Raw genomic sequence first — 17,903 nt, forward strand, 5'->3', positions numbered from 1 at the left:
CTGGTAATCCATACAGCAACAGTGCCGGGGAGACCCGGCGCTGTTGTCCGTTTTAGCATCAAGGACCTGGAGAGCCTTTCTTGAGCCAGGAATACACTGAAGAAAAAGAAGTCACCATTAACAGATTAAGCAGCGGGCGCCGACTCCTGGAAGCGTTCCTAATCCTCTGTTCTCTTTTTGCCATCTGGCTGATGGCAGCATTGCTTAGTTTCAACCCTTCCGATCCCAGTTGGTCACAAACCGCCTGGCATGAACCGATCCATAATCTTGGTGGAATGCCAGGGGCGTGGTTCGCGGATACGCTGTTCTTCATTTTCGGCATCATGGCTTATACCCTGCCGGTGATGATTATCGGCGCGTGCTGGTTTGCATACCGGCATCAGGCCAGTGACGAATACGTCGATTACTTTGCCGTTGCGCTACGCCTGATTGGCGTGCTGGCGATGATCCTCACCATGTGCGGACTTGCCGCAATCAACGCGGATGATATCTGGTATTTCGCTTCCGGCGGTGTGATCGGCAGCCTGCTGAGCACGGCGTTACAGCCGATGTTGCACAGCAGCGGCGGCACCCTGGCACTGTTGTGCATCTGGGCCGCTGGCCTGACGCTGTTCACCGGCTGGTCCTGGGTGAGCATTGCTGAGAAAATCGGCAACTGGATCCTCAATATTCTGACCTTCGCCAGCAATCGGACGCGTCGCGACGACACCTGGATTGATGAAGAAGAGTTTGAAGACGACGAAGATGAGTATGTCGCCGAACCGCGTAAAGAAGGGCGTCGGGCCCGTATTCTTCGCGGTGCGCTGGCTCGTCGGCAGCGCATTGCTGATAAGTTCAGCAACCCGATGGGACGCAAAACCGACGCGGCGCTGTTCTCTGGTCGTCGAATGGATGAACCTGAGAGTGATGTTCATTATAGCGCTCGCGGTCAGGCCGCCGATGCGGATGATGTGTTGTTCTCTGGCACTACCGCGGTTCATCCACCGGCGTGGGATGATAACGACCCGTTGATGAACGGCCACTCTATTGCGGCCCCGGTTGCTGCAGCCGCCGCCGCGACTGCGTCAGTCCAGACCTGGGCTGAAACGGCCGCTCCGGCGATGGTTGCACCCGCAGTGACGGATGTTGCTTCTGGCGATGCCATGGGGGCTGTATCGGGTGTCGAAATGGCACCGCAGAGTGTCGAATGGCAGCCAGTCCCGACGCCGCATACCCCTGAACCCGTTATTGCGCCGTCGCCGGACAATTGGCCACCGCAGGCTCCGGTGACGCAACCTGAATACGTCCAACCGGAAGCCTTCCGTCAACCCCCTTCCATTGAAGAACTGTGGCCGGAACCGGAACAGCCGCAATACGCGCCACCTGAGCAGCACTGGCAGCCAGAGCCTGAGTATCACGCTCAGCCTGCGTATGTGCCACCAGTGGAGCAGACTCCGCCGCCGATGCCAGAAGTCGCTCCGGAAGAAGAAATCAAACCGCAGCGTCCACCGCTTTACTACTTCGAAGAAGTGGAAGAGAAGCGGGCGCGTGAGCGTGAGCAGCTTGCCGCGTGGTATCAGCCAACGCCTGAACCGGCGACCGTGATACCGACCACGCCAATGCCAACCATGCCTGTACCCCCTGCCCCGGCGATTGATCCGATGGCAGCCGTTGCACCTGTGGCCGCCAGCGTTCATCAGGCAACAGCGGCGGCCAGCGCGGCAACCGCTGCGGCGTCAGCAGCACAGATGTTCAGCCCGGCTGACGCCCCGCGTCCACAAATCAAAGAGGGCATTGGCCCGCAGTTACCGCGTCCGAATCGGGTGCGCGTGCCTACTCGCCGCGAGCTGGCGTCGGCTTCGTTTGGCATTAAGTTGCCTTCGCAGCGCATGGCAGAAGAGCGCGCACGTGAAGAGGGGCTTAATCAGCATTACACCGATGAGCTGATGGGCGATGAAGAAGCCGATGAGATGCATCAGGACCAACTGGCCCGTCAGTTTGCGGCGACGCAGCAGCAGCGTTACGGCGAACAGTACGAAGAACCATCGCAGGAAGACCAAGATAACGCCGCGGAAGCCGAGCTGGCTCGCCAGTTTGCGGCGACGCAGCAGCAACGTTATTCCAGCGAACAGCCGCAAGGGGCGAGTCCGTTCTCAACGGCAGATTATGAATTCTCGCCGATGAAAACCCTGGTTGATGAGTCGCCAAGAGCACCGTTGTTCACCCCAAGCGCAATGCCGGAACAGCCGCAGCAGGCTTACCAGCAGCCGCAGCCGATGGCACCGCAGCAGGCTTATCAGCAACCACAGCAGGTTGTTCAGCCTCAGCAGCAGCAGACGTATCAGCCACAGGCTTATCAACAGCCACAACAAGCGCCAGCGCCCCAGCCGCAGGAAAGCCTCATTCACCCGCTGCTGATGCGTAACGGGGACGACCGTCCGCTGCAAAAACCGACCACGCCGCTGCCATCGCTGGATCTGTTGACCCCGCCGCCGAGCGAAGTTGAGCCGGTTGATACCTTTGCCCTTGAGCAGACAGCCCGTCTGGTTGAAACGCGTCTGGCCGATTTCCGCATCAAAGCGGACGTGGTGAACTATTCCCCAGGCCCGGTGATCACCCGTTTTGAGCTGAATCTGGCTCCTGGCGTTAAGGCCGCGCGCATTTCGAACCTGTCTCGTGACCTGGCACGTTCCTTGTCTACGGTGGCGGTGCGTGTGGTTGAAGTTATCCCAGGCAAGCCGTATGTGGGCCTGGAATTGCCGAACAAAAAGCGTCAGACCGTTTACCTGCGTGAAGTGTTGGACTGCGCCAAGTTCCGTGAAAGCCCGTCCCCGCTGACCATCGTGTTGGGTAAAGACATTGCCGGTGAACCGGTGATTGCCGACCTGGCGAAAATGCCTCACCTGCTGGTGGCCGGTACTACCGGTTCCGGTAAATCGGTGGGCGTCAACGCCATGATCCTCAGTATGCTGTATAAAGCGACGCCGGAAGACGTGCGCTTTATCATGATCGACCCCAAAATGTTGGAGCTGTCGGTTTACGAAGGGATCCCACACTTGCTGACTGAAGTAGTGACGGACATGAAGGATGCTGCCAACGCCCTGCGCTGGAGCGTCAATGAAATGGAACGTCGTTATAAACTGATGTCCGCGCTCGGGGTGCGTAACCTTGCAGGCTACAACGAGAAGATTGCGCAGGCGGCTCAAATGGGTCGCCCAATTCCGGATCCGTACTGGAAACCGGGCGACAGCATGGATGCAGTGCATCCGACGCTGGAAAAACTGCCGTACATTGTGGTGCTGGTGGATGAATTTGCAGACCTGATGATGACCGTCGGTAAGAAGGTGGAAGAGCTTATCGCCCGCCTGGCGCAGAAAGCGCGTGCCGCTGGTATTCACCTGGTTCTTGCCACGCAGCGTCCGTCGGTTGACGTCATCACGGGGCTGATTAAAGCCAATATTCCGACCCGTATCGCCTTTACCGTGTCGAGCAAAATTGACTCCCGCACCATTCTCGATCAGGGCGGCGCGGAATCACTGCTGGGGATGGGTGACATGCTCTATTCTGGCCCGAACTCCAGCGCAGCACCGACGCGTGTTCACGGCGCTTTTGTTCGTGACCAGGAAGTGCATGCCGTGGTTCAGGACTGGAAGGCGCGCGGTCGTCCACAATACGTTGACGGCATTACCTCTGATAGCGAAAGCGAGGGCGGGTCTGCCGCTCTGGACAACGGCGAAGAGCTTGATCAACTGTTCGATCAGGCGGTGAATTTTGTCACCGAAAAACGTAAGGCATCCATTTCCGGCGTTCAGCGTCAGTTCCGCATCGGCTATAACCGCGCCGCGCGTATCATCGAACAGATGGAAGCGCAGGGCATCGTCAGTGAAGCGGGCCATAACGGCAACCGTGAAGTGCTTGCCCCACCGCCGTTTGACTAAACGCTGCGTTTGAAAAGTTGCGTAAACAACCAAAAAATCAGTATTTTCTCCTGTCTCACTGTAGGCGCTAAGCCTACAGTGGGGACAAAGAGACTTCCCGCGTCGGGAGTGACGCATTTAAGGAATGAAGATGAAAAAATTTGCCATCACCTGTGCCTTACTGACCAGTTTTGTCGTGAGCCAAGCTTGGGCCGATGCGGCCAGCGATCTGAAAAGCCGTCTGGATAAAGTCAGCAGCTTTAACGCCAGCTTCACCCAAAAAGTGACCGATGGCAGCGGCAGCGCGGTACAGGACGGGCAGGGTGAGTTATCCGTCAAGCGTCCTAACCTCTTTAACTGGCACATGACGCAGCCGGATGAAAGTATTCTGGTGTCTGACGGTAAAACGCTGTGGTTCTACAACCCGTTTGTTGAGCAGGCCACCGCCACCTGGCTGAAAGACGCCACCAGCAATACGCCGTTTATGCTGATTGCTCGCAATCAGTCCAGCGACTGGCAGCAGTACAATATTAAGCAGAGCGGTGATGACTTCGTGCTGACGCCGAAAGGCAATAACGGGAACCTGAAAGAGTTCACCATCAACGTCAGCCGTGACGGCACCATTCATCAGTTCAGCGCCATTGAGCAGGACGATCAGCGCAGCAGCTATCAGCTGAAGTCCCAGCAGAACGGCGCGGTGGACGCATCTAAATTTACCTTTACTCCGCCTAAAGGAGTAACGGTGGACGATCAGCGTAAATAAGAGGCGCGCGTGAGCAATCTTTCGCTCGATTTTTCGGATAATGCGTTTCAACCTCTGGCCGCCCGTATGCGGCCAGAAAATTTAGCGCAGTACATTGGCCAGCAGCATCTGCTGGCTAACGGCAAACCGCTGCCACGGGCCATCGAAGCAGGGCATCTGCATTCGATGATTTTGTGGGGGCCGCCGGGCACCGGGAAAACGACGCTGGCGGAAGTCATTGCCCGCTATGCCAACGCCGACGTGGAACGCATTTCTGCGGTTACGTCCGGTGTGAAAGAGATCCGTGAAGCTATCGAACGTGCCCGGCAGAATCGCAACGCCGGGCGACGTACCATTCTGTTCGTCGATGAAGTCCATCGCTTCAACAAAAGCCAGCAGGATGCCTTCCTGCCGCATATTGAAGACGGCACCATCTTTTTCATCGGCGCGACTACCGAAAATCCCTCTTTTGAACTCAACTCGGCATTGCTATCGCGGGCCCGCGTTTATCTGCTGAAATCGTTGACCGTCGAGGATATCGAGCAGGTGTTAACCCAGGCGATGACCGACAGCACGCGTGGTTACGGCGGGCAGGATATTGTGTTACCCGACGATACCCGGCGTGCGATTGCGGAACTGGTCAACGGGGATGCCCGTCGCGCGCTGAATACGCTGGAAATGATGGCCGACATGGCGGAACTGGATGCATCCGGTAAACGTGTACTAAAGCCTGAATTACTTACCGAAATCGCCGGGGAACGCAGCGCGCGTTTTGATAACAAAGGCGACCGTTTCTACGATTTGATCTCGGCGTTTCATAAGTCCGTTCGCGGTAGCTCGCCTGATGCCGCCCTTTACTGGTATGCGCGCATTATCACCGCCGGTGGCGACCCGTTATACGTCGCCCGTCGTTGTCTGGCGATTGCCTCGGAAGATGTGGGTAATGCCGATCCACGCGCGATGCAGGTGGCTATTTCGGCATGGGATTGCTTCACCCGCGTTGGCCCGTCCGAAGGTGAACGCGCTATCGCGCAGGCGATTGTGTATCTGGCCTGTGCGCCGAAGAGCAACGCGGTCTACACCGCTTTTAAAGCGGCAATGGCCGATGCGCTGGAACGTCCGGATTACGACGTGCCGGTACATCTGCGCAATGCCCCGACGAAACTGATGAAAGAAATGGGTTACGGTCAGGAGTATCGTTACGCCCACGATGAGCCAAACGCCTACGCGGCGGGCGAGGTCTATTTCCCGCAAGAAATGTCGCAAACGCGCTATTACACCCCTTCATCTCGTGGCCTTGAAGGTAAGATTGGTGAAAAGCTCGCCTGGCTTACCGAGCAGGATCAAAATAGCCCCACAAAACGCTACCGCTAAACAGGGCGTTGCGGTAAGGTTATCGCTGAATCTCTAATGACCGCAGGCTGCGGTCGTTTTCTCATTTTACTAATTCGATAAGCACAGGATAAGCATGCTCGATCCCAATCTGCTGCGTACCGAGCCAGACGCAGTCGCAGAAAAACTGGCACGCCGGGGCTTTAAGCTGGATGTAGATAAGCTGGTCGCTCTTGAAGAGCGTCGTAAAGTTCTGCAGGTAAACACTGAAAACCTGCAGGCAGAACGCAACTCGCGATCGAAATCCATTGGCCAGGCGAAAGCGCGCGGGGAAGACATCGAGCCATTACGCCTGGAAGTCAACAAGCTGGGTGAAGAGCTGGATGCCGCGAAAGCTGAGCTCGATGAGCTGCAGGCTGAAATTCGTGATATCGCGTTGACCCTGCCAAACATCCCTGATGACTGCGTACCTAACGGTAAAGATGACAGCGATAACGTTGAAGTCAGCCGCTGGGGCGAGCCGCGTAAATTTGACTTCGAAGTCCGCGATCACGTTACGTTAGGCGAAATGGCGAAAGGCCTGGATTTTGCGGCGGCGGTTAAGCTGACCGGTTCCCGTTTTGTTGTCATGCAGGGCCAAATCGCCCGTATGCATCGTGCGCTGAGCCAGTTCATGCTGGATCTGCACACCGAACAGCACGGCTACATGGAAAACTATGTCCCGTACCTGGTGAATCAGGACACGTTATATGGCACCGGGCAACTGCCTAAGTTTGGTGGCGACCTGTTCCATACCCGTCCACTGGATGAAGAAGCAGACAGCAGCAACTACGCGTTGATCCCAACCGCTGAAGTCCCGCTGACCAACCTTGTGCGCGATGAAATCATCGACGAAGACGACTTGCCGATCAAAATGACCGCGCATACGCCGTGCTTCCGCTCCGAAGCGGGTTCTTACGGGCGTGACACGCGTGGTCTGATCCGTATGCACCAGTTCGACAAAGTTGAGATGGTACAGATCGTACGTCCTGAAGATTCGATGGACGCACTGGAAGAAATGACCGGTCACGCAGAAAAAGTGCTGCAGCTGCTCGGCCTGCCATACCGTAAAGTGCTGCTGTGCAGTGGCGATATCGGCTTTGGCGCACGTAAAACCTATGACCTCGAAGTCTGGTTGCCGGCGCAAGACACCTATCGTGAAATCTCTTCTATCTCTAACTGCTGGGATTTCCAGGCGCGTCGTATGCAGGCTCGCTGCCGCAGCAAGTCTGACAAGAAAACCCGTCTGGTTCACACCCTGAATGGTTCTGGTCTGGCGGTAGGGCGTACGTTGGTTGCCGTGCTGGAAAACTACCAGCAGGCTGACGGTCGTATTGCCGTGCCAGAAGTGCTGCGTCCGTACATGAACGGTCTTGAGTTCATCGGCTAAGCTGACGCTGTCACAATCCTTCCTGAAAAAGCGCCTCCGGGCGCTTTTTTTATACCTGTCTTGATACTGAACAATAACCCTTCAGTCGAAAGCAGGGATACTCCCTTCGAATTATAAACAGTATATAAAACTCTAAAAAAGACTGATTTCGTTATATATAAAACTATATAGCGAATTGATCATTTCAATGAGCAATGAAGTGAGTATCCATGAAAATTAAAGCCCCCGACGCGCTGCTGACTGCGGAAGTCAGCCGTCGAGGTTTGATGAAAACCTCGGCTATTGGCGGACTGGCAATGGCCAGTAGCGCATTCACTTTACCCTTTACCCGTATTGCTAATGCAGCAGACGCCATCGCGCCCGCAGGGGCTGCCGGAAAAGTTGTCTGGAGCGCCTGTACGGTGAACTGTGGTAGCCGTTGCCCACTGCGTATGCATGTGGTTGATGGCGAGATCAAATATGTTGAAACCGATAACACCGGCGATGATAACTACGACGGTTTACACCAGGTACGCGCGTGTCTGCGCGGGCGCTCCATGCGCCGCCGTGTTTATAATCCGGACCGCCTGAAGTATCCGATGAAACGCGTCGGTAAACGTGGTGAAGGTAAATTCGAGCGCATTAGCTGGGAAGAGGCGTATGACACCATCGCCAATAACATGCAGCGCTTGATCAAAGATTACGGTAATGAATCTATTTACCTGAACTACGGCACCGGCACGCTGGGTGGCACCATGACCCGCTCGTGGCCACCGGGAAAAACGCTGATCGCACGTCTGATGAACTGCTGCGGCGGTTACCTGAATCATTACGGCGACTACTCTTCCGCACAGATTGCTGCAGGTCTGAATTACACCTATGGCGGCTGGGCCGACGGCAACAGTCCGTCAGATATCGAAAACAGCCAGCTGGTGGTTCTGTTCGGAAATAACCCGGGCGAAACCCGCATGAGCGGCGGCGGGGTAACCTACTATCTCGAACAGGCCCGTCAGAAATCAAACGCCCGTCTGATCATCGTCGATCCACGTTATACCGATACCGGCGCGGGCCGCGAAGATGAATGGATCCCTATTCGTCCCGGGACCGATGCGGCGTTAGTCTCGGGCCTGGCGTGGGTGATGATCAGCGAAAATCTGGTCGATCAGCCGTTCCTCGACAAATATTGTGTTGGCTACGATGAGAAAACGCTGCCTGCCAGTGCGCCAGCGAACGGTCACTATAAAGCCTACATTCTCGGTCAGGGCAAAGACGGCATCGCGAAAACCCCGCAGTGGGCATCCTCGGTCACCGGGATCCCGGCAGAGCGCATTGTTCAGCTGGCGCGCGAAATTGCCACCGCCAAACCGGCCTTTATCAGCCAGGGCTGGGGTCCGCAGCGCCATGCTAACGGTGAGATTGCCACCCGTGCAATTTCCATGCTGTCGATTCTGACCGGCAACGTCGGCATTAACGGCGGTAACACCGGTGCCCGTGAAGGCTCTTACGATCTGCCGTTTGAACGTATGCCGACCCTGGAAAACCCGGTTGAAACCAGCATTTCGATGTTTATGTGGACCGATGCTATTGAGCGCGGCCCGGAAATGACCGCCACACGCGATGGCGTGCGCGGCAAAGATAAACTCGATGTGCCGATCAAGATGATCTGGAACTACGCCGGGAACTGCATCATTAACCAGCACTCCGACATCAACCGCACCCATGACATCCTACAGGATGACAAAAAATGTGAGCTGATTGTGGTGGTGGACTGCCATATGACCTCCTCGGCGAAATATGCCGATATCCTGCTGCCAGACTGCACCGCGTCTGAACAGATGGACTTCGCGCTGGATGCGTCCTGCGGCAATATGTCGTATGTCATCTTCGCCGATCAGGTCATCAAGCCTCGTTTTGAATGCAAAACCATCTATGAAATGACCAGCCAGCTGGCAAAACGGATGGGTGTCGAGCAGAAATTCACCGAGGGCCGTACTCAGGAAGAGTGGATGCGCCATCTGTATGAGCAGTCACGTCAACAGATCCCTGGCCTGCCTTCATTTGATGAGTTCCGCCAGCAGGGCATCTATAAACAGCGCGACCCGGAAGGGCATCACGTCGCTTATAAGGCATTCCGTGAGAACCCGGCGGCTAATCCGCTGACCACTCCATCTGGCAAAATCGAAATCTATTCGGCGCAGCTGGTTGAGATTGCCGCCGCCTGGCAACTGCCGGAAGGCGATGTAATCGATCCCCTGCCGATCTACACCCCAGGTTTTGAAAACTACGACGATCCGCTGACCAAAGACTATCCGCTCCAGCTGACTGGTTTCCACTACAAAGCGCGCTGCCACTCGACTTACGGCAACGTGGATGTCCTGAAAGCGGCCTGCCGCCAGGAAATGTGGATCAACCCGATGGACGCTAAAAAGCGTGGTATCGCCAACGGTGATCGCGTGAAAATTTTCAACGCGCGCGGTGAAGTACACATTGAAGCGAAGGTCACCCCGCGCATGATGCCGGGCGTGGTGGCGTTAGGTGAGGGCGCATGGTATGCCCCGGATGCGAAAGGTGTGGATCAGGCGGGCTGTATTAACGTGCTGACCACCCAGCGTCCGTCCCCGTTGGCGAAGGGCAACCCCTCGCACACCAACCTCGTTCAGGTCGTTAAAGCGTAAGGAGTAACCGATGACCACTCAGTATGGATTTTTTATTGATTCCAGTCGCTGCACCGGTTGCAAAACCTGCGAGCTGGCCTGTAAAGACTACAAAGATTTAACCCCGGACGTCAGCTTCCGTCGCATTTATGAATATGCCGGTGGCGACTGGCAGGAAGATAACGGTGCCTGGCATCAAAACGTGTTCGCCTACTACCTGTCAATCGCCTGCAACCACTGCGAAGACCCGGCTTGTACCAAAGTCTGTCCGAGCGGGGCGATGCATAAGCGTGAAGATGGTTTTGTCGTGGTGAATGAAGATGTTTGCATCGGTTGTCGCTACTGCCATATGGCGTGTCCGTACGGCGCGCCGCAGTACAACGAAGCCAAAGGCCATATGACCAAGTGCGACGGTTGCCATGAGCGTGTGGCCGACGGTAAAAAGCCGGTCTGCGTTGAGTCCTGTCCACTGCGTGCGCTGGACTTCGGCCCAATTGAAGAGCTGCGTAAAACGCATGGTCAGCTGGCCGCCGTTGCGCCGTTGCCGTCGGCGCACTTCACCAAACCAAGCATTGTTATCAAACCTAACGCCAACAGCCGTCCGACGGGTGACACCACCGGCTACCTGGCAAACCCGAAGGAGGTTTAAGATGGGAAGTGGATGGCATGAATGGCCGCTGATGATCTTCACGGTCCTCGGGCAGTGCGTTGCCGGTGGTTTTATTGTTCTGGCCCTGGCGCTGATGAAAGGCGAACTCTCTCGCGAGCAGCAGCGTCTGGTGATACTGAGCATGTTTGGGCTGTGGGTGCTGATGGGGCTGGGCTTCATCGCGTCTATCCTGCACCTGGGCTCACCGCTGCGGGCGTTTAACTCATTGAACCGCATTGGCGCGTCGTCGCTGAGTAATGAAATTGCCAGCGGCTCCGTGTTCTTCGCCGTGGGCGGTATCGGCTGGCTTCTGGCGGTCATTAACAAGCTGCCGCAGTCTCTGCGTAATCTGTGGCTGGTGTTGACCATGGTGCTGGGCGTTATCTTCGTCTGGATGATGGTGCGGGTGTATAACACTATCGACACCGTACCAACCTGGTACAGCGTCTGGACGCCGATGAGCTTCTTCCTGACGATGTTCATCGGTGGGCCACTGCTGGGTTATCTGCTACTGCGCGTGGCTGGCGTCAACGGTTGGGCCATGCGTCTGTTGCCGGTGGTATCGCTGGTGGCGCTGCTGGTCAGTGCGATGGTGGTGGTGATGCAGGGCAGCGAGTTGGCCACGATCCACAGCTCCATTGTGCAGGCTTCAGCGCTGGTTCCGGCCTATGGTTCGCTGATGGCGTGGCGTCTGGTGGCTCTCGCACTGGCGCTGGTCTGCTGGGTTGCACCACAGCTGAAAGGGCGTCAACCCGCTATCCCGCTGCTGAGTCTGGCCTTTGTGCTGGTGGTGGTTGGCGAGCTGATTGGTCGTGGCGTGTTCTATGGTCTGCACATGACCGTGGGCATGGCTATCGCCAGCTAAGGCGTTTATTGCGCCGGACTGCGACGGTCCGGCGCAATAAAAAATGCGCGTGTTCCATGAAATTTTTCAACTGAAAATAAGTTGCCGTTTTACCAATTAGCTAATAAAAACAATGGAATAATTTAATAATAAATTCCATTGCCGTTCCGCTAGATAAAAAACTTCTATTGTTCCTCTGAAAACCGCGTCAGCTCTGGCCTGCGGGGAATTGACTTTGCCAATGGCAGTGGCATGATGCGCTCGAATTCTGAACTTCCTCACGGTTTTTTTATCCATGTCCACGTATTCCCGCCCAGTGCTGTTATTGCTCTGTGGCTTACTTTTGTTGACGCTGGCGATCGCAGTGCTGAACACGCTCGTTCCGCTTTGGCTCGCCCATGAGCATCTGCCCACCTGGCAGGTTGGCATGGTCGGCTCGTCCTATTTCACCGGGAATCTGGTGGGCACGCTGCTTTGCGGACGTTTAATCAAGCATTTTGGTTTTAACCGCAGCTACTATCTCGCGTCACTGATGTTCGCAGTGGGCTGCGTGGGACTGGGGCTGACCGTGGGCTTTTGGAGCTGGCTGAGCTGGCGATTCCTCGCAGGCGTCGGCTGCGCAATGATTTGGGTCGTCGTCGAAAGCGCACTGATGTGCAGCGGAACGTCACGTAACCGTGGTCGTCTGCTGGCGGCGTATATGATGGTGTATTACGTAGGCACCGTCCTGGGCCAGCTAATGGTCAGCAAATTGCCGACCGACCTGATGAGCGTGCTGCCCTGGGTCACCGGTATGGTTCTGGCCGCAATTTTACCACTGCTGTTTACCCGTATCGTTAATCAACCGCAGGAAGAGCATGCCCCGACTCAGGTCTGGCCAATGCTGAGACTGCGCCACGCGCGTTTGGGCGTTAACGGCTGCATCATCTCCGGGATCGTATTAGGTTCTCTGTATGGGCTGATGCCGCTGTGGCTTAATCACCAGGGCGTGAGCGATGCCGGAATTGGCTTCTGGATGGCGGTAATGGTCAGTGCAGGGATTGTCGGCCAATGGCCAGTCGGACGGCTGGCAGATCGCTATGGTCGTCTGCTGGTTCTGCGCGTGCAGGTGTTTGTGGTTATCCTCGGCTGTCTGGCGATGCTGAGCGGAGCGGCAATGGCCCCGACGTTGTTTATCCTGGGAGCTGCTGGCTTTACGCTCTACCCGGTGGCAATGGCCTGGGCCTGCGAAAAAGTTGAACACCATCAGCTGGTGGCGATGAACCAGGCGCTGCTGCTGAGCTATACCATCGGCAGCCTGCTTGGCCCCACGTTTACCGCGATGCTGATGCAGAACTATTCTGACAACGTGCTGTTTGTGATGATTGCCAGCGTGTCGTTTATCTATCTGCTGATGTTGCTGCGAAAAGCCGGGCACCACCCGACGCCGGTGGCGCACGCCTGATAGCCAAAGCCTGTCGCCCGACAGGCTTTTTTCTTATCTCACACTCCGGTAAGGTGTCCGCTGCATTGCGAAAAAGGACACCCAATGGAACTGCTGCGCTTTACGCTTGCCCAGATTGAAGCCTTTGCCTGCGTGTGTGAAACCGGCACGCTGACACAGGCGGCTAAAAAGCTGAAAAAAGACAGGACGACGGTCAGCGAGCTGCTGGATTACCTGGAAGTCGATCTCGGTTATACACTGTTGGACCGCACCACGCGGCCGCTCACCTTGACGCCGCAGGGTCAGCTCCTCTATCGCCAGGCCCGGCTGTTTTTGCACGAGGCCGACGCCTTTTCCCGAATTGCCAGGCAGATCCCCGACAGAATCGAAACGCGGCTGACGCTGTGCTATGACCTGTTTACGCCCCGGGCATTGTTGCTGCGGCTGGCCGAACAGCTGCAGGCGCAGCATATTCAGCTGGATATGATTGCCTGCGAACGCGTGCAGGCAGAGCAATGGCTGGATGAAGGCAGCGTTGATTTCGGTCTTTTTCAGGCGGTGAATCGCTCGGTGAACGATCATCTGCACTGGCGGGCGGTGGGCAGCGTGTCCCTTGCGGTGTACGCCCGTGAAGACTATTTCCCGAAACAGCCGGTTTCATTACTGCACCTGGCTTCTCAGCCCCAGTTGATGCCGTTTCGTGACCTGCCGCCGTCGCTGGCGGGGCGGATTCGTATTGCTGACCAACTGATTCACGTCAATGAAATCACCTTGCTGGAAGGGATGTTGCAAAGCGGATATGGCTGGGCATTCTTGCCGGATCATTTTGCCGCCGAGCGGCTGGATGGGGTCAGTCGGATCGACACCGAAATGGGGGCGCGTGGGCTGACGCATCCGCTGGTGGCGTTGTGGAAACCGGGTGTTGTGAGTGCGCCGATACTGGCTCAAATGCTCGCGGCGATGGAAGAGGGGATGTAAAAACAGCCTCCGAAGAGGCTGTCTGTCTCAGTACATGACCTTATGACCGTACTGCTCAAGGATGCCCTTGACGCGGTCCATGGTCTCTTTCTTCGGCGGATGGACGCCGTCCAGCTTGTACTCTTCGCCCATCGCCACCCATTTATGTTTACCCAACTCGTGATAAGGCAGGAGTTCAATTTTCTCGACGTTGCCCATGTCGCGGGTAAATTCGCCGAGACGATGCGCGGAATCATCGTCGTCAGACCAGCCCGGCACCACGACATAACGGATCCAGACGTTAATATTCTTATTCGCCAGATAACGGCAGAACTCCAGCGTACGATGGTTCGACACGCCGACCAGATTCTGGTGGATGTCATCGTTCATTTGTTTGAGATCGAGCATCACCAGGTCAGTCACTTCCAGTAATTCATCAATCACCGGGTCATAACGACGGACAAAACCGTTGGTGTCAAGGCAGGTATGAATGCCTTCTTTACGGCAGGCGCGGAACCAGTCGCGCACGAATTCAGCCTGCAGGATAGCTTCGCCGCCGGACGCCGTCACGCCACCACCTGACGCATTCATAAAGTGGCGATAGGTCACCACTTCTTTCATAAGTTCTTCGACCGTGATTTCTTTGCCGCCGTGGGTATCCCAGGTATCGCGGTTATGGCAATACAGGCAGCGCATCAGGCAGCCCTGGAAGAAGGTGATAAAACGGATGCCCGGGCCATCGACGGTGCCACAGGATTCAAAGGAGTGAATGCGACCAATTACTGGCTTTGCAACCTCTGAGTTATCAGTGTTTTCTTTTAAATTACAACTAGTTAAATTACTCATATCGCTCTGATTAGCTCTAGTTAACTCTGGTTTGTGGACACATTCTGGACATTTTGGACAGCGGGTTGAGTATCACTGCATCCTGTAAAAAGTCCGGGGCAAAGTGCGCGTAAATCATCGTTTGCTGGATGTTCGAGTGCCCTAGAATGCGCTGCAATGTAATTATATTACCTCCATTCATTATAAAGTGTGTGGCGAATGTATGCCTCATTACGTGTACCGCCTGCCCATCAGGCAGATCGGGCTTTATCTCTTTCAATATTCTGCGGACAGTGCTGTATTTTGCCCTAAACAGTGGACCGCTGTTTTTGGTCTTAATGCGCTCCGCCAGCTCGACAGAAATCGGCACTGAGCGTCGTTTCCCGTTTTTGGTTTTCATGAAGGTGACCACCTGCTGAATGATGTGCTCAGCCTTCAAACCTGAAACCTCGCCCCACCGGCCACCAGTAGCCAGGCAGATCAGTGCCACATTCAATTCGTCTCCTTCCAGCCGCGAGAGCAGCATCTCTATCTCATCGGTGGACAGGAACGCCATTTCTGTTTGAGCTTCTTTAAGGCGTTTCACCTCATGAAGAGGATTGCCGCCGTGATACTCGTCAGCATCAATAAGTTTGGTAAACATGCCGCTCAGTATGGCGACGTGCCTGTTTACGCTGGATGGCTTGAGTCCTTCATTCATTAGGGTTACGCGATAATCGATAATTGATTTTTTGGTCAGTTGGTCGGCCCTGTGAATGCCCATATCCCCAAACCTCGTGATTATCGTCGTCAGGCGACCCTTTTCTATCTCGCCCCTTGCGTGGGTTTTTCCATGATAGATCCACCATCGGTCCAGCAGTTCTGTCAGCTTGCGCCGGTCTGCCGGTTTCTCAAGCCATTCCTTATTGTGATAGTTAACGAGTACATGACGCTCAAACGTCTGAGCCTCGCCCTTTGTACTGAATTTCCGCCGGATGCGTTTTCCGTCTGCGCCCTGCGGTCTAACGTCCACTTCATATCGGCCATCATCGAGTTTTTTAACGGACATAGGTCACCTCGATGATACGGCTGGGTACTCTTTCACGCGTGTTTATGTAGCAATCTTCTTTTGTGCATTTACTGCACAGATAAGCCCCGTAGACCGTTAGCCAGTCTTTTGGTCGGAGTGGGATGATGTTTCGTTTTCTGGCCCAAAGTGTGCGAGTGCCGGCGCAATTTGCCCGGATGATGGATCCACTTCGTCAAATAAAAACCAATCACGGTACTTACGGAAACGCGTTGGCTTGAAAAGCTTTTGGACGTTTTCAAGAGACATCCGGGCTTTCCCCTGTTCATACCCAGCGTATGTAGTGTAGTTAATCCCTGTAATTTCAGAGAGTTCCTTCATTTTTAGACGCTCTGACTCACGCATGAGCTTCAGTTTCTCAGCTACTTGTGTTGACATAAAATACGTAACTCCGTAATCTTTACGTTAGTTGATAAGTTCCCATCGGCGCTAATTGACTCTAACTGGCTCTAATTGGCGTGGAAACAATATGGAGGATAGCAAAGTGAGTACGAGATCTGAAATTTCAAACGAAGTTAGAGAGGAAATCTCTGATCATGAAAAACCGAAGCATCACAGTGTCAAGTTGTCACCAGCTCCGTCAGACCTGCTTTCAAAGGAGGGCTTCGCGCTGTATATCGGCAAAACCCCTCGTGCTGTGGTTGAGATGGCAAAGGCTGGCAAGTTGCCTGCGTTTTACATGACTGACCCTCTGAAACCGGGTGGGAAAGCTGAGCTGTGGGTTAACCGTCGCGAATGGGATAAATACGCCGCCCAACTAGTCGAGGATGCACCGACCGAGTGGCATGACTGGAAAAATCGCATCAGCTACGGCAAGTCTGGCCGTGGTCGAGTTGCAGCATAAGGAGCAGTTTAATGAAAGAGCCTCGTTGCATTGCTCAGCTTTTGCGTAACCAGCAGAACCTGACTCCGATTAATTTCACCATCACCCACGGTCGCGGCCATAAAGGAATCATTATCCGCACCCGCAAGCCGAGTGTGATCGGTTCGGCCATCACCTTCATGAAAAACCAGAGGTTATGGAAATGGCTGTGATGACGCTCGGTGTGGTTGCTCAGCAACCGGAAGGTTTGCGCGGTCTGGTTGGTCGATATCTTGCTGCTCCGCGCTGGCAGGAAAGTTGCGATTTCTATAACAAGATGATGGAGCGTGAGCGCCTTACGGTCTGTTTTCATGCGCAGTTAAAACAGCGCCACGCAACTATGCGATTTGAAGAGATGGGTGACGTGGACCGTGAACGTCTGGCCTGCGCGATTGATGAGCTGCGTGCAGCATTTTCAAAACGTCGTCAGGTGGGGGCGAGTGAAATTGCTTATATCAGTTATTTAACTGTCAGCCAGCGTCGCAGTTTATTTATGCATGCCGGTTTAACCGAGAAAGAATTTAATCAGCCCTACTGGCGTATTGATGAGGATGCATGTTATTGGCGCGAAAAATTATTCCGCGCATTGCGTGAATTATTCAGCTTGTTTGAACATGCTCCAACAATTTTGACATCGGTTAAGCCCGAGCAATATCTGCATTAATTAATTACCCGTGTTTTTAACGCACTTGATTGTGCGGGGCTTCCTTTTATCTGGAGAAAGTCGTTATGACTAAAACAGGAAAGCAGTGCGCTAAGTTCTCTTTGTTGTTACAGCAGGCCAGAGCTGAGGCGAAGGCGGATGCAGCGACTAAATTCTCATCTCATATTGACGGGCTGATTCGCCACATCGCCGAGCGTGAGCTGAACAAGGTTGAAATTATCGAGTTACTCAGTCAGGAGTCGACGCAGTTTCATAACGCAGGGCTGTTGCGTGGGGAGTGCTGCTAATGGCTAAGCACAAGTCCGTATTACTGAATAACTGGCTAAAGGTCACTGTAATGGATAACGGTGATTTAGCGCTGAAGGATATTAAACGCGATAAAGGCACCGGCGAAAAAATCGAGGCTGTTATTGCTATCTACGCGAACCAATTAAATCTCTTGTCGGACATGGTCAATTTGCTTCTTAAACGCTCCATCTATTTAAAGCAGATAACCAGTTTTGATGAGTTTGCCAAATTAACCGAAGAGTTGAGCGCCGCCTGTCGGACTGAGCTCAACAAGCTGAATGCATAAAGGAGTT

18 protein-coding genes are annotated in these 17,903 nt (G+C 54.6%); 14 read left to right on the forward strand and 4 right to left on the reverse strand.

The window, feature by feature from the left end; genetic code table 11:
• Nucleotides 1-80: 80 nt before the first annotated feature.
• The 7 genes from ACG0Z5_RS10220 to ACG0Z5_RS10250 all read left to right on the forward strand — a co-directional run bounded on the left by ACG0Z5_RS10220 (nucleotide 81) and on the right by ACG0Z5_RS10250 (nucleotide 11,546).
• The gene (locus tag ACG0Z5_RS10220) at nucleotides 81-3,917 is read left to right on the forward strand and encodes a DNA translocase FtsK 4TM domain-containing protein (RefSeq protein WP_394447012.1); all 3,837 of its coding nucleotides are present in this window, start codon (nucleotides 81-83) and stop codon (nucleotides 3,915-3,917) included.
• Between the two features lie 130 nt (nucleotides 3,918-4,047).
• Nucleotides 4,048-4,659: an outer membrane lipoprotein chaperone LolA gene (gene lolA / locus ACG0Z5_RS10225; protein WP_394447014.1), complete on the forward strand. Its 612-nt coding sequence runs from the start codon at nucleotides 4,048-4,050 to the stop codon at nucleotides 4,657-4,659.
• A 9-nt stretch (nucleotides 4,660-4,668) separates the two neighbouring features.
• A complete protein-coding gene (gene rarA, locus ACG0Z5_RS10230) occupies nucleotides 4,669-6,012 on the forward strand; it encodes a replication-associated recombination protein RarA (RefSeq protein ID WP_394447016.1) in 1,344 nt (447 codons plus the stop codon).
• 94 nt (nucleotides 6,013-6,106) lie between these two features.
• Entirely contained in the window at nucleotides 6,107-7,399 is a 1,293-nt protein-coding gene (gene serS / locus ACG0Z5_RS10235) for a serine--tRNA ligase (RefSeq protein WP_394447018.1), read from the forward strand.
• Between the two features lie 209 nt (nucleotides 7,400-7,608).
• Complete coding sequence (gene dmsA / locus ACG0Z5_RS10240; RefSeq protein ID WP_394447020.1) at nucleotides 7,609-10,053, forward strand: dimethylsulfoxide reductase subunit A; 2,445 nt, start codon at nucleotides 7,609-7,611, stop codon at nucleotides 10,051-10,053.
• A gap of 10 nt (nucleotides 10,054-10,063) precedes the next feature.
• Nucleotides 10,064-10,681, forward strand: a complete 618-nt coding sequence (locus tag ACG0Z5_RS10245) for a DMSO/selenate family reductase complex B subunit (RefSeq protein WP_394447022.1) — start codon at nucleotides 10,064-10,066, stop codon at nucleotides 10,679-10,681.
• A 1-nt stretch (nucleotide 10,682) separates the two neighbouring features.
• The gene (locus ACG0Z5_RS10250; protein WP_394447024.1) at nucleotides 10,683-11,546 is read left to right on the forward strand and encodes a dimethyl sulfoxide reductase anchor subunit family protein; all 864 of its coding nucleotides are present in this window, start codon (nucleotides 10,683-10,685) and stop codon (nucleotides 11,544-11,546) included.
• 96 nt (nucleotides 11,547-11,642) lie between these two features.
• Here ACG0Z5_RS10250 and ACG0Z5_RS10255 read toward each other — a convergent pair whose 3' ends face one another.
• Entirely contained in the window at nucleotides 11,643-11,822 is a 180-nt protein-coding gene (locus tag ACG0Z5_RS10255) for a hypothetical protein (protein ID WP_394447026.1), read from the reverse strand.
• On the opposite strand from ACG0Z5_RS10255, the gene ACG0Z5_RS10260 reads away from it, so the two are divergent.
• Together ACG0Z5_RS10260 and ACG0Z5_RS10265 are read left to right on the forward strand one after the other, a co-directional pair.
• Nucleotides 11,821-12,969, forward strand: a complete 1,149-nt coding sequence (locus ACG0Z5_RS10260) for an MFS transporter (RefSeq protein ID WP_394447029.1) — start codon at nucleotides 11,821-11,823, stop codon at nucleotides 12,967-12,969. The genes ACG0Z5_RS10255 and ACG0Z5_RS10260 overlap by 2 nt on opposite strands.
• An 84-nt stretch (nucleotides 12,970-13,053) precedes the next feature.
• On the forward strand, nucleotides 13,054-13,926 hold the full coding sequence (locus tag ACG0Z5_RS10265; RefSeq protein WP_394447031.1) for a LysR family transcriptional regulator: 873 nt from the start codon (nucleotides 13,054-13,056) through the stop codon (nucleotides 13,924-13,926).
• A 27-nt stretch (nucleotides 13,927-13,953) separates the two neighbouring features.
• Here the strand turns inward: ACG0Z5_RS10265 and pflA are convergent, their stop codons facing one another.
• The 3 genes from pflA to ACG0Z5_RS10280 form a co-directional block, all read right to left on the reverse strand.
• The gene (gene pflA / locus ACG0Z5_RS10270) at nucleotides 13,954-14,751 is read right to left on the reverse strand and encodes a pyruvate formate lyase 1-activating protein (RefSeq protein WP_394447033.1); all 798 of its coding nucleotides are present in this window, start codon (nucleotides 14,749-14,751) and stop codon (nucleotides 13,954-13,956) included.
• Nucleotides 14,752-14,767: 16 nt separating this feature from the next.
• Nucleotides 14,768-15,778, reverse strand: a complete 1,011-nt coding sequence (locus tag ACG0Z5_RS10275; protein WP_258989809.1) for a tyrosine-type recombinase/integrase — start codon at nucleotides 15,776-15,778, stop codon at nucleotides 14,768-14,770.
• Between the two features lie 96 nt (nucleotides 15,779-15,874).
• Nucleotides 15,875-16,174: a helix-turn-helix domain-containing protein gene (locus ACG0Z5_RS10280; RefSeq protein WP_258989808.1), complete on the reverse strand. Its 300-nt coding sequence runs from the start codon at nucleotides 16,172-16,174 to the stop codon at nucleotides 15,875-15,877.
• A 106-nt stretch (nucleotides 16,175-16,280) separates the two neighbouring features.
• Here ACG0Z5_RS10280 and ACG0Z5_RS10285 point away from each other — a divergent pair, with 106 nt between their 5' ends.
• The 5 genes from ACG0Z5_RS10285 to ACG0Z5_RS10305 all read left to right on the forward strand — a co-directional run bounded on the left by ACG0Z5_RS10285 (nucleotide 16,281) and on the right by ACG0Z5_RS10305 (nucleotide 17,896).
• On the forward strand, nucleotides 16,281-16,640 hold the full coding sequence (locus ACG0Z5_RS10285) for a Cox family DNA-binding protein (RefSeq protein WP_374684769.1): 360 nt from the start codon (nucleotides 16,281-16,283) through the stop codon (nucleotides 16,638-16,640).
• Between the two features lie 11 nt (nucleotides 16,641-16,651).
• Nucleotides 16,652-16,831: a hypothetical protein gene (locus ACG0Z5_RS10290; RefSeq protein ID WP_258989806.1), complete on the forward strand. Its 180-nt coding sequence runs from the start codon at nucleotides 16,652-16,654 to the stop codon at nucleotides 16,829-16,831.
• Nucleotides 16,822-17,322, forward strand: a complete 501-nt coding sequence (locus tag ACG0Z5_RS10295; RefSeq protein WP_258989805.1) for a replication protein B — start codon at nucleotides 16,822-16,824, stop codon at nucleotides 17,320-17,322. The genes ACG0Z5_RS10290 and ACG0Z5_RS10295 overlap by 10 nt, the downstream gene beginning before the upstream one ends.
• Nucleotides 17,323-17,387: 65 nt before the next feature.
• The gene (locus ACG0Z5_RS10300) at nucleotides 17,388-17,609 is read left to right on the forward strand and encodes a DUF2732 family protein (protein WP_394447037.1); all 222 of its coding nucleotides are present in this window, start codon (nucleotides 17,388-17,390) and stop codon (nucleotides 17,607-17,609) included.
• Nucleotides 17,609-17,896: a DUF5405 family protein gene (locus tag ACG0Z5_RS10305; RefSeq protein WP_394447039.1), complete on the forward strand. Its 288-nt coding sequence runs from the start codon at nucleotides 17,609-17,611 to the stop codon at nucleotides 17,894-17,896. Before ACG0Z5_RS10300 ends, ACG0Z5_RS10305 begins: the two co-directional genes overlap by 1 nt.
• The last annotated feature ends 7 nt before the right edge of the window (nucleotides 17,897-17,903 follow it).

This window comes from Scandinavium sp. M-37 (genome assembly GCF_043558715.1).
Taxonomy (GTDB): domain Bacteria; phylum Pseudomonadota; class Gammaproteobacteria; order Enterobacterales; family Enterobacteriaceae; genus Scandinavium; species Scandinavium vulneris_A.

Bases quoted from the DNA above. Each gene is read 5' to 3' on its own strand.
- serS (WP_394447018.1), top strand. From the start codon at position 6,107: ATGCTCGATCCCAATCTGCTGCGTACCGAGCCAGACGCAGTCGCAGAA.
- ACG0Z5_RS10305 (WP_394447039.1), top strand. From the start codon at position 17,609: ATGGCTAAGCACAAGTCCGTATTACTGAATAACTGGCTAAAGGTCACT.
- lolA (WP_394447014.1), top strand. From the start codon at position 4,048: ATGAAAAAATTTGCCATCACCTGTGCCTTACTGACCAGTTTTGTCGTG.
- ACG0Z5_RS10245 (WP_394447022.1), top strand. From the start codon at position 10,064: ATGACCACTCAGTATGGATTTTTTATTGATTCCAGTCGCTGCACCGGT.
- ACG0Z5_RS10300 (WP_394447037.1), top strand. From the start codon at position 17,388: ATGACTAAAACAGGAAAGCAGTGCGCTAAGTTCTCTTTGTTGTTACAG.
- pflA (WP_394447033.1), bottom strand. From the start codon at position 14,751: ATGAGTAATTTAACTAGTTGTAATTTAAAAGAAAACACTGATAACTCA.
- ACG0Z5_RS10260 (WP_394447029.1), top strand. From the start codon at position 11,821: ATGTCCACGTATTCCCGCCCAGTGCTGTTATTGCTCTGTGGCTTACTT.
- ACG0Z5_RS10295 (WP_258989805.1), top strand. From the start codon at position 16,822: ATGGCTGTGATGACGCTCGGTGTGGTTGCTCAGCAACCGGAAGGTTTG.
- dmsA (WP_394447020.1), top strand. From the start codon at position 7,609: ATGAAAATTAAAGCCCCCGACGCGCTGCTGACTGCGGAAGTCAGCCGT.
- ACG0Z5_RS10255 (WP_394447026.1), bottom strand. From the start codon at position 11,822: ATGGATAAAAAAACCGTGAGGAAGTTCAGAATTCGAGCGCATCATGCC.
- ACG0Z5_RS10290 (WP_258989806.1), top strand. From the start codon at position 16,652: ATGAAAGAGCCTCGTTGCATTGCTCAGCTTTTGCGTAACCAGCAGAAC.
- ACG0Z5_RS10280 (WP_258989808.1), bottom strand. From the start codon at position 16,174: ATGTCAACACAAGTAGCTGAGAAACTGAAGCTCATGCGTGAGTCAGAG.
- ACG0Z5_RS10265 (WP_394447031.1), top strand. From the start codon at position 13,054: ATGGAACTGCTGCGCTTTACGCTTGCCCAGATTGAAGCCTTTGCCTGC.
- ACG0Z5_RS10250 (WP_394447024.1), top strand. From the start codon at position 10,683: ATGGGAAGTGGATGGCATGAATGGCCGCTGATGATCTTCACGGTCCTC.
- ACG0Z5_RS10275 (WP_258989809.1), bottom strand. From the start codon at position 15,778: ATGTCCGTTAAAAAACTCGATGATGGCCGATATGAAGTGGACGTTAGA.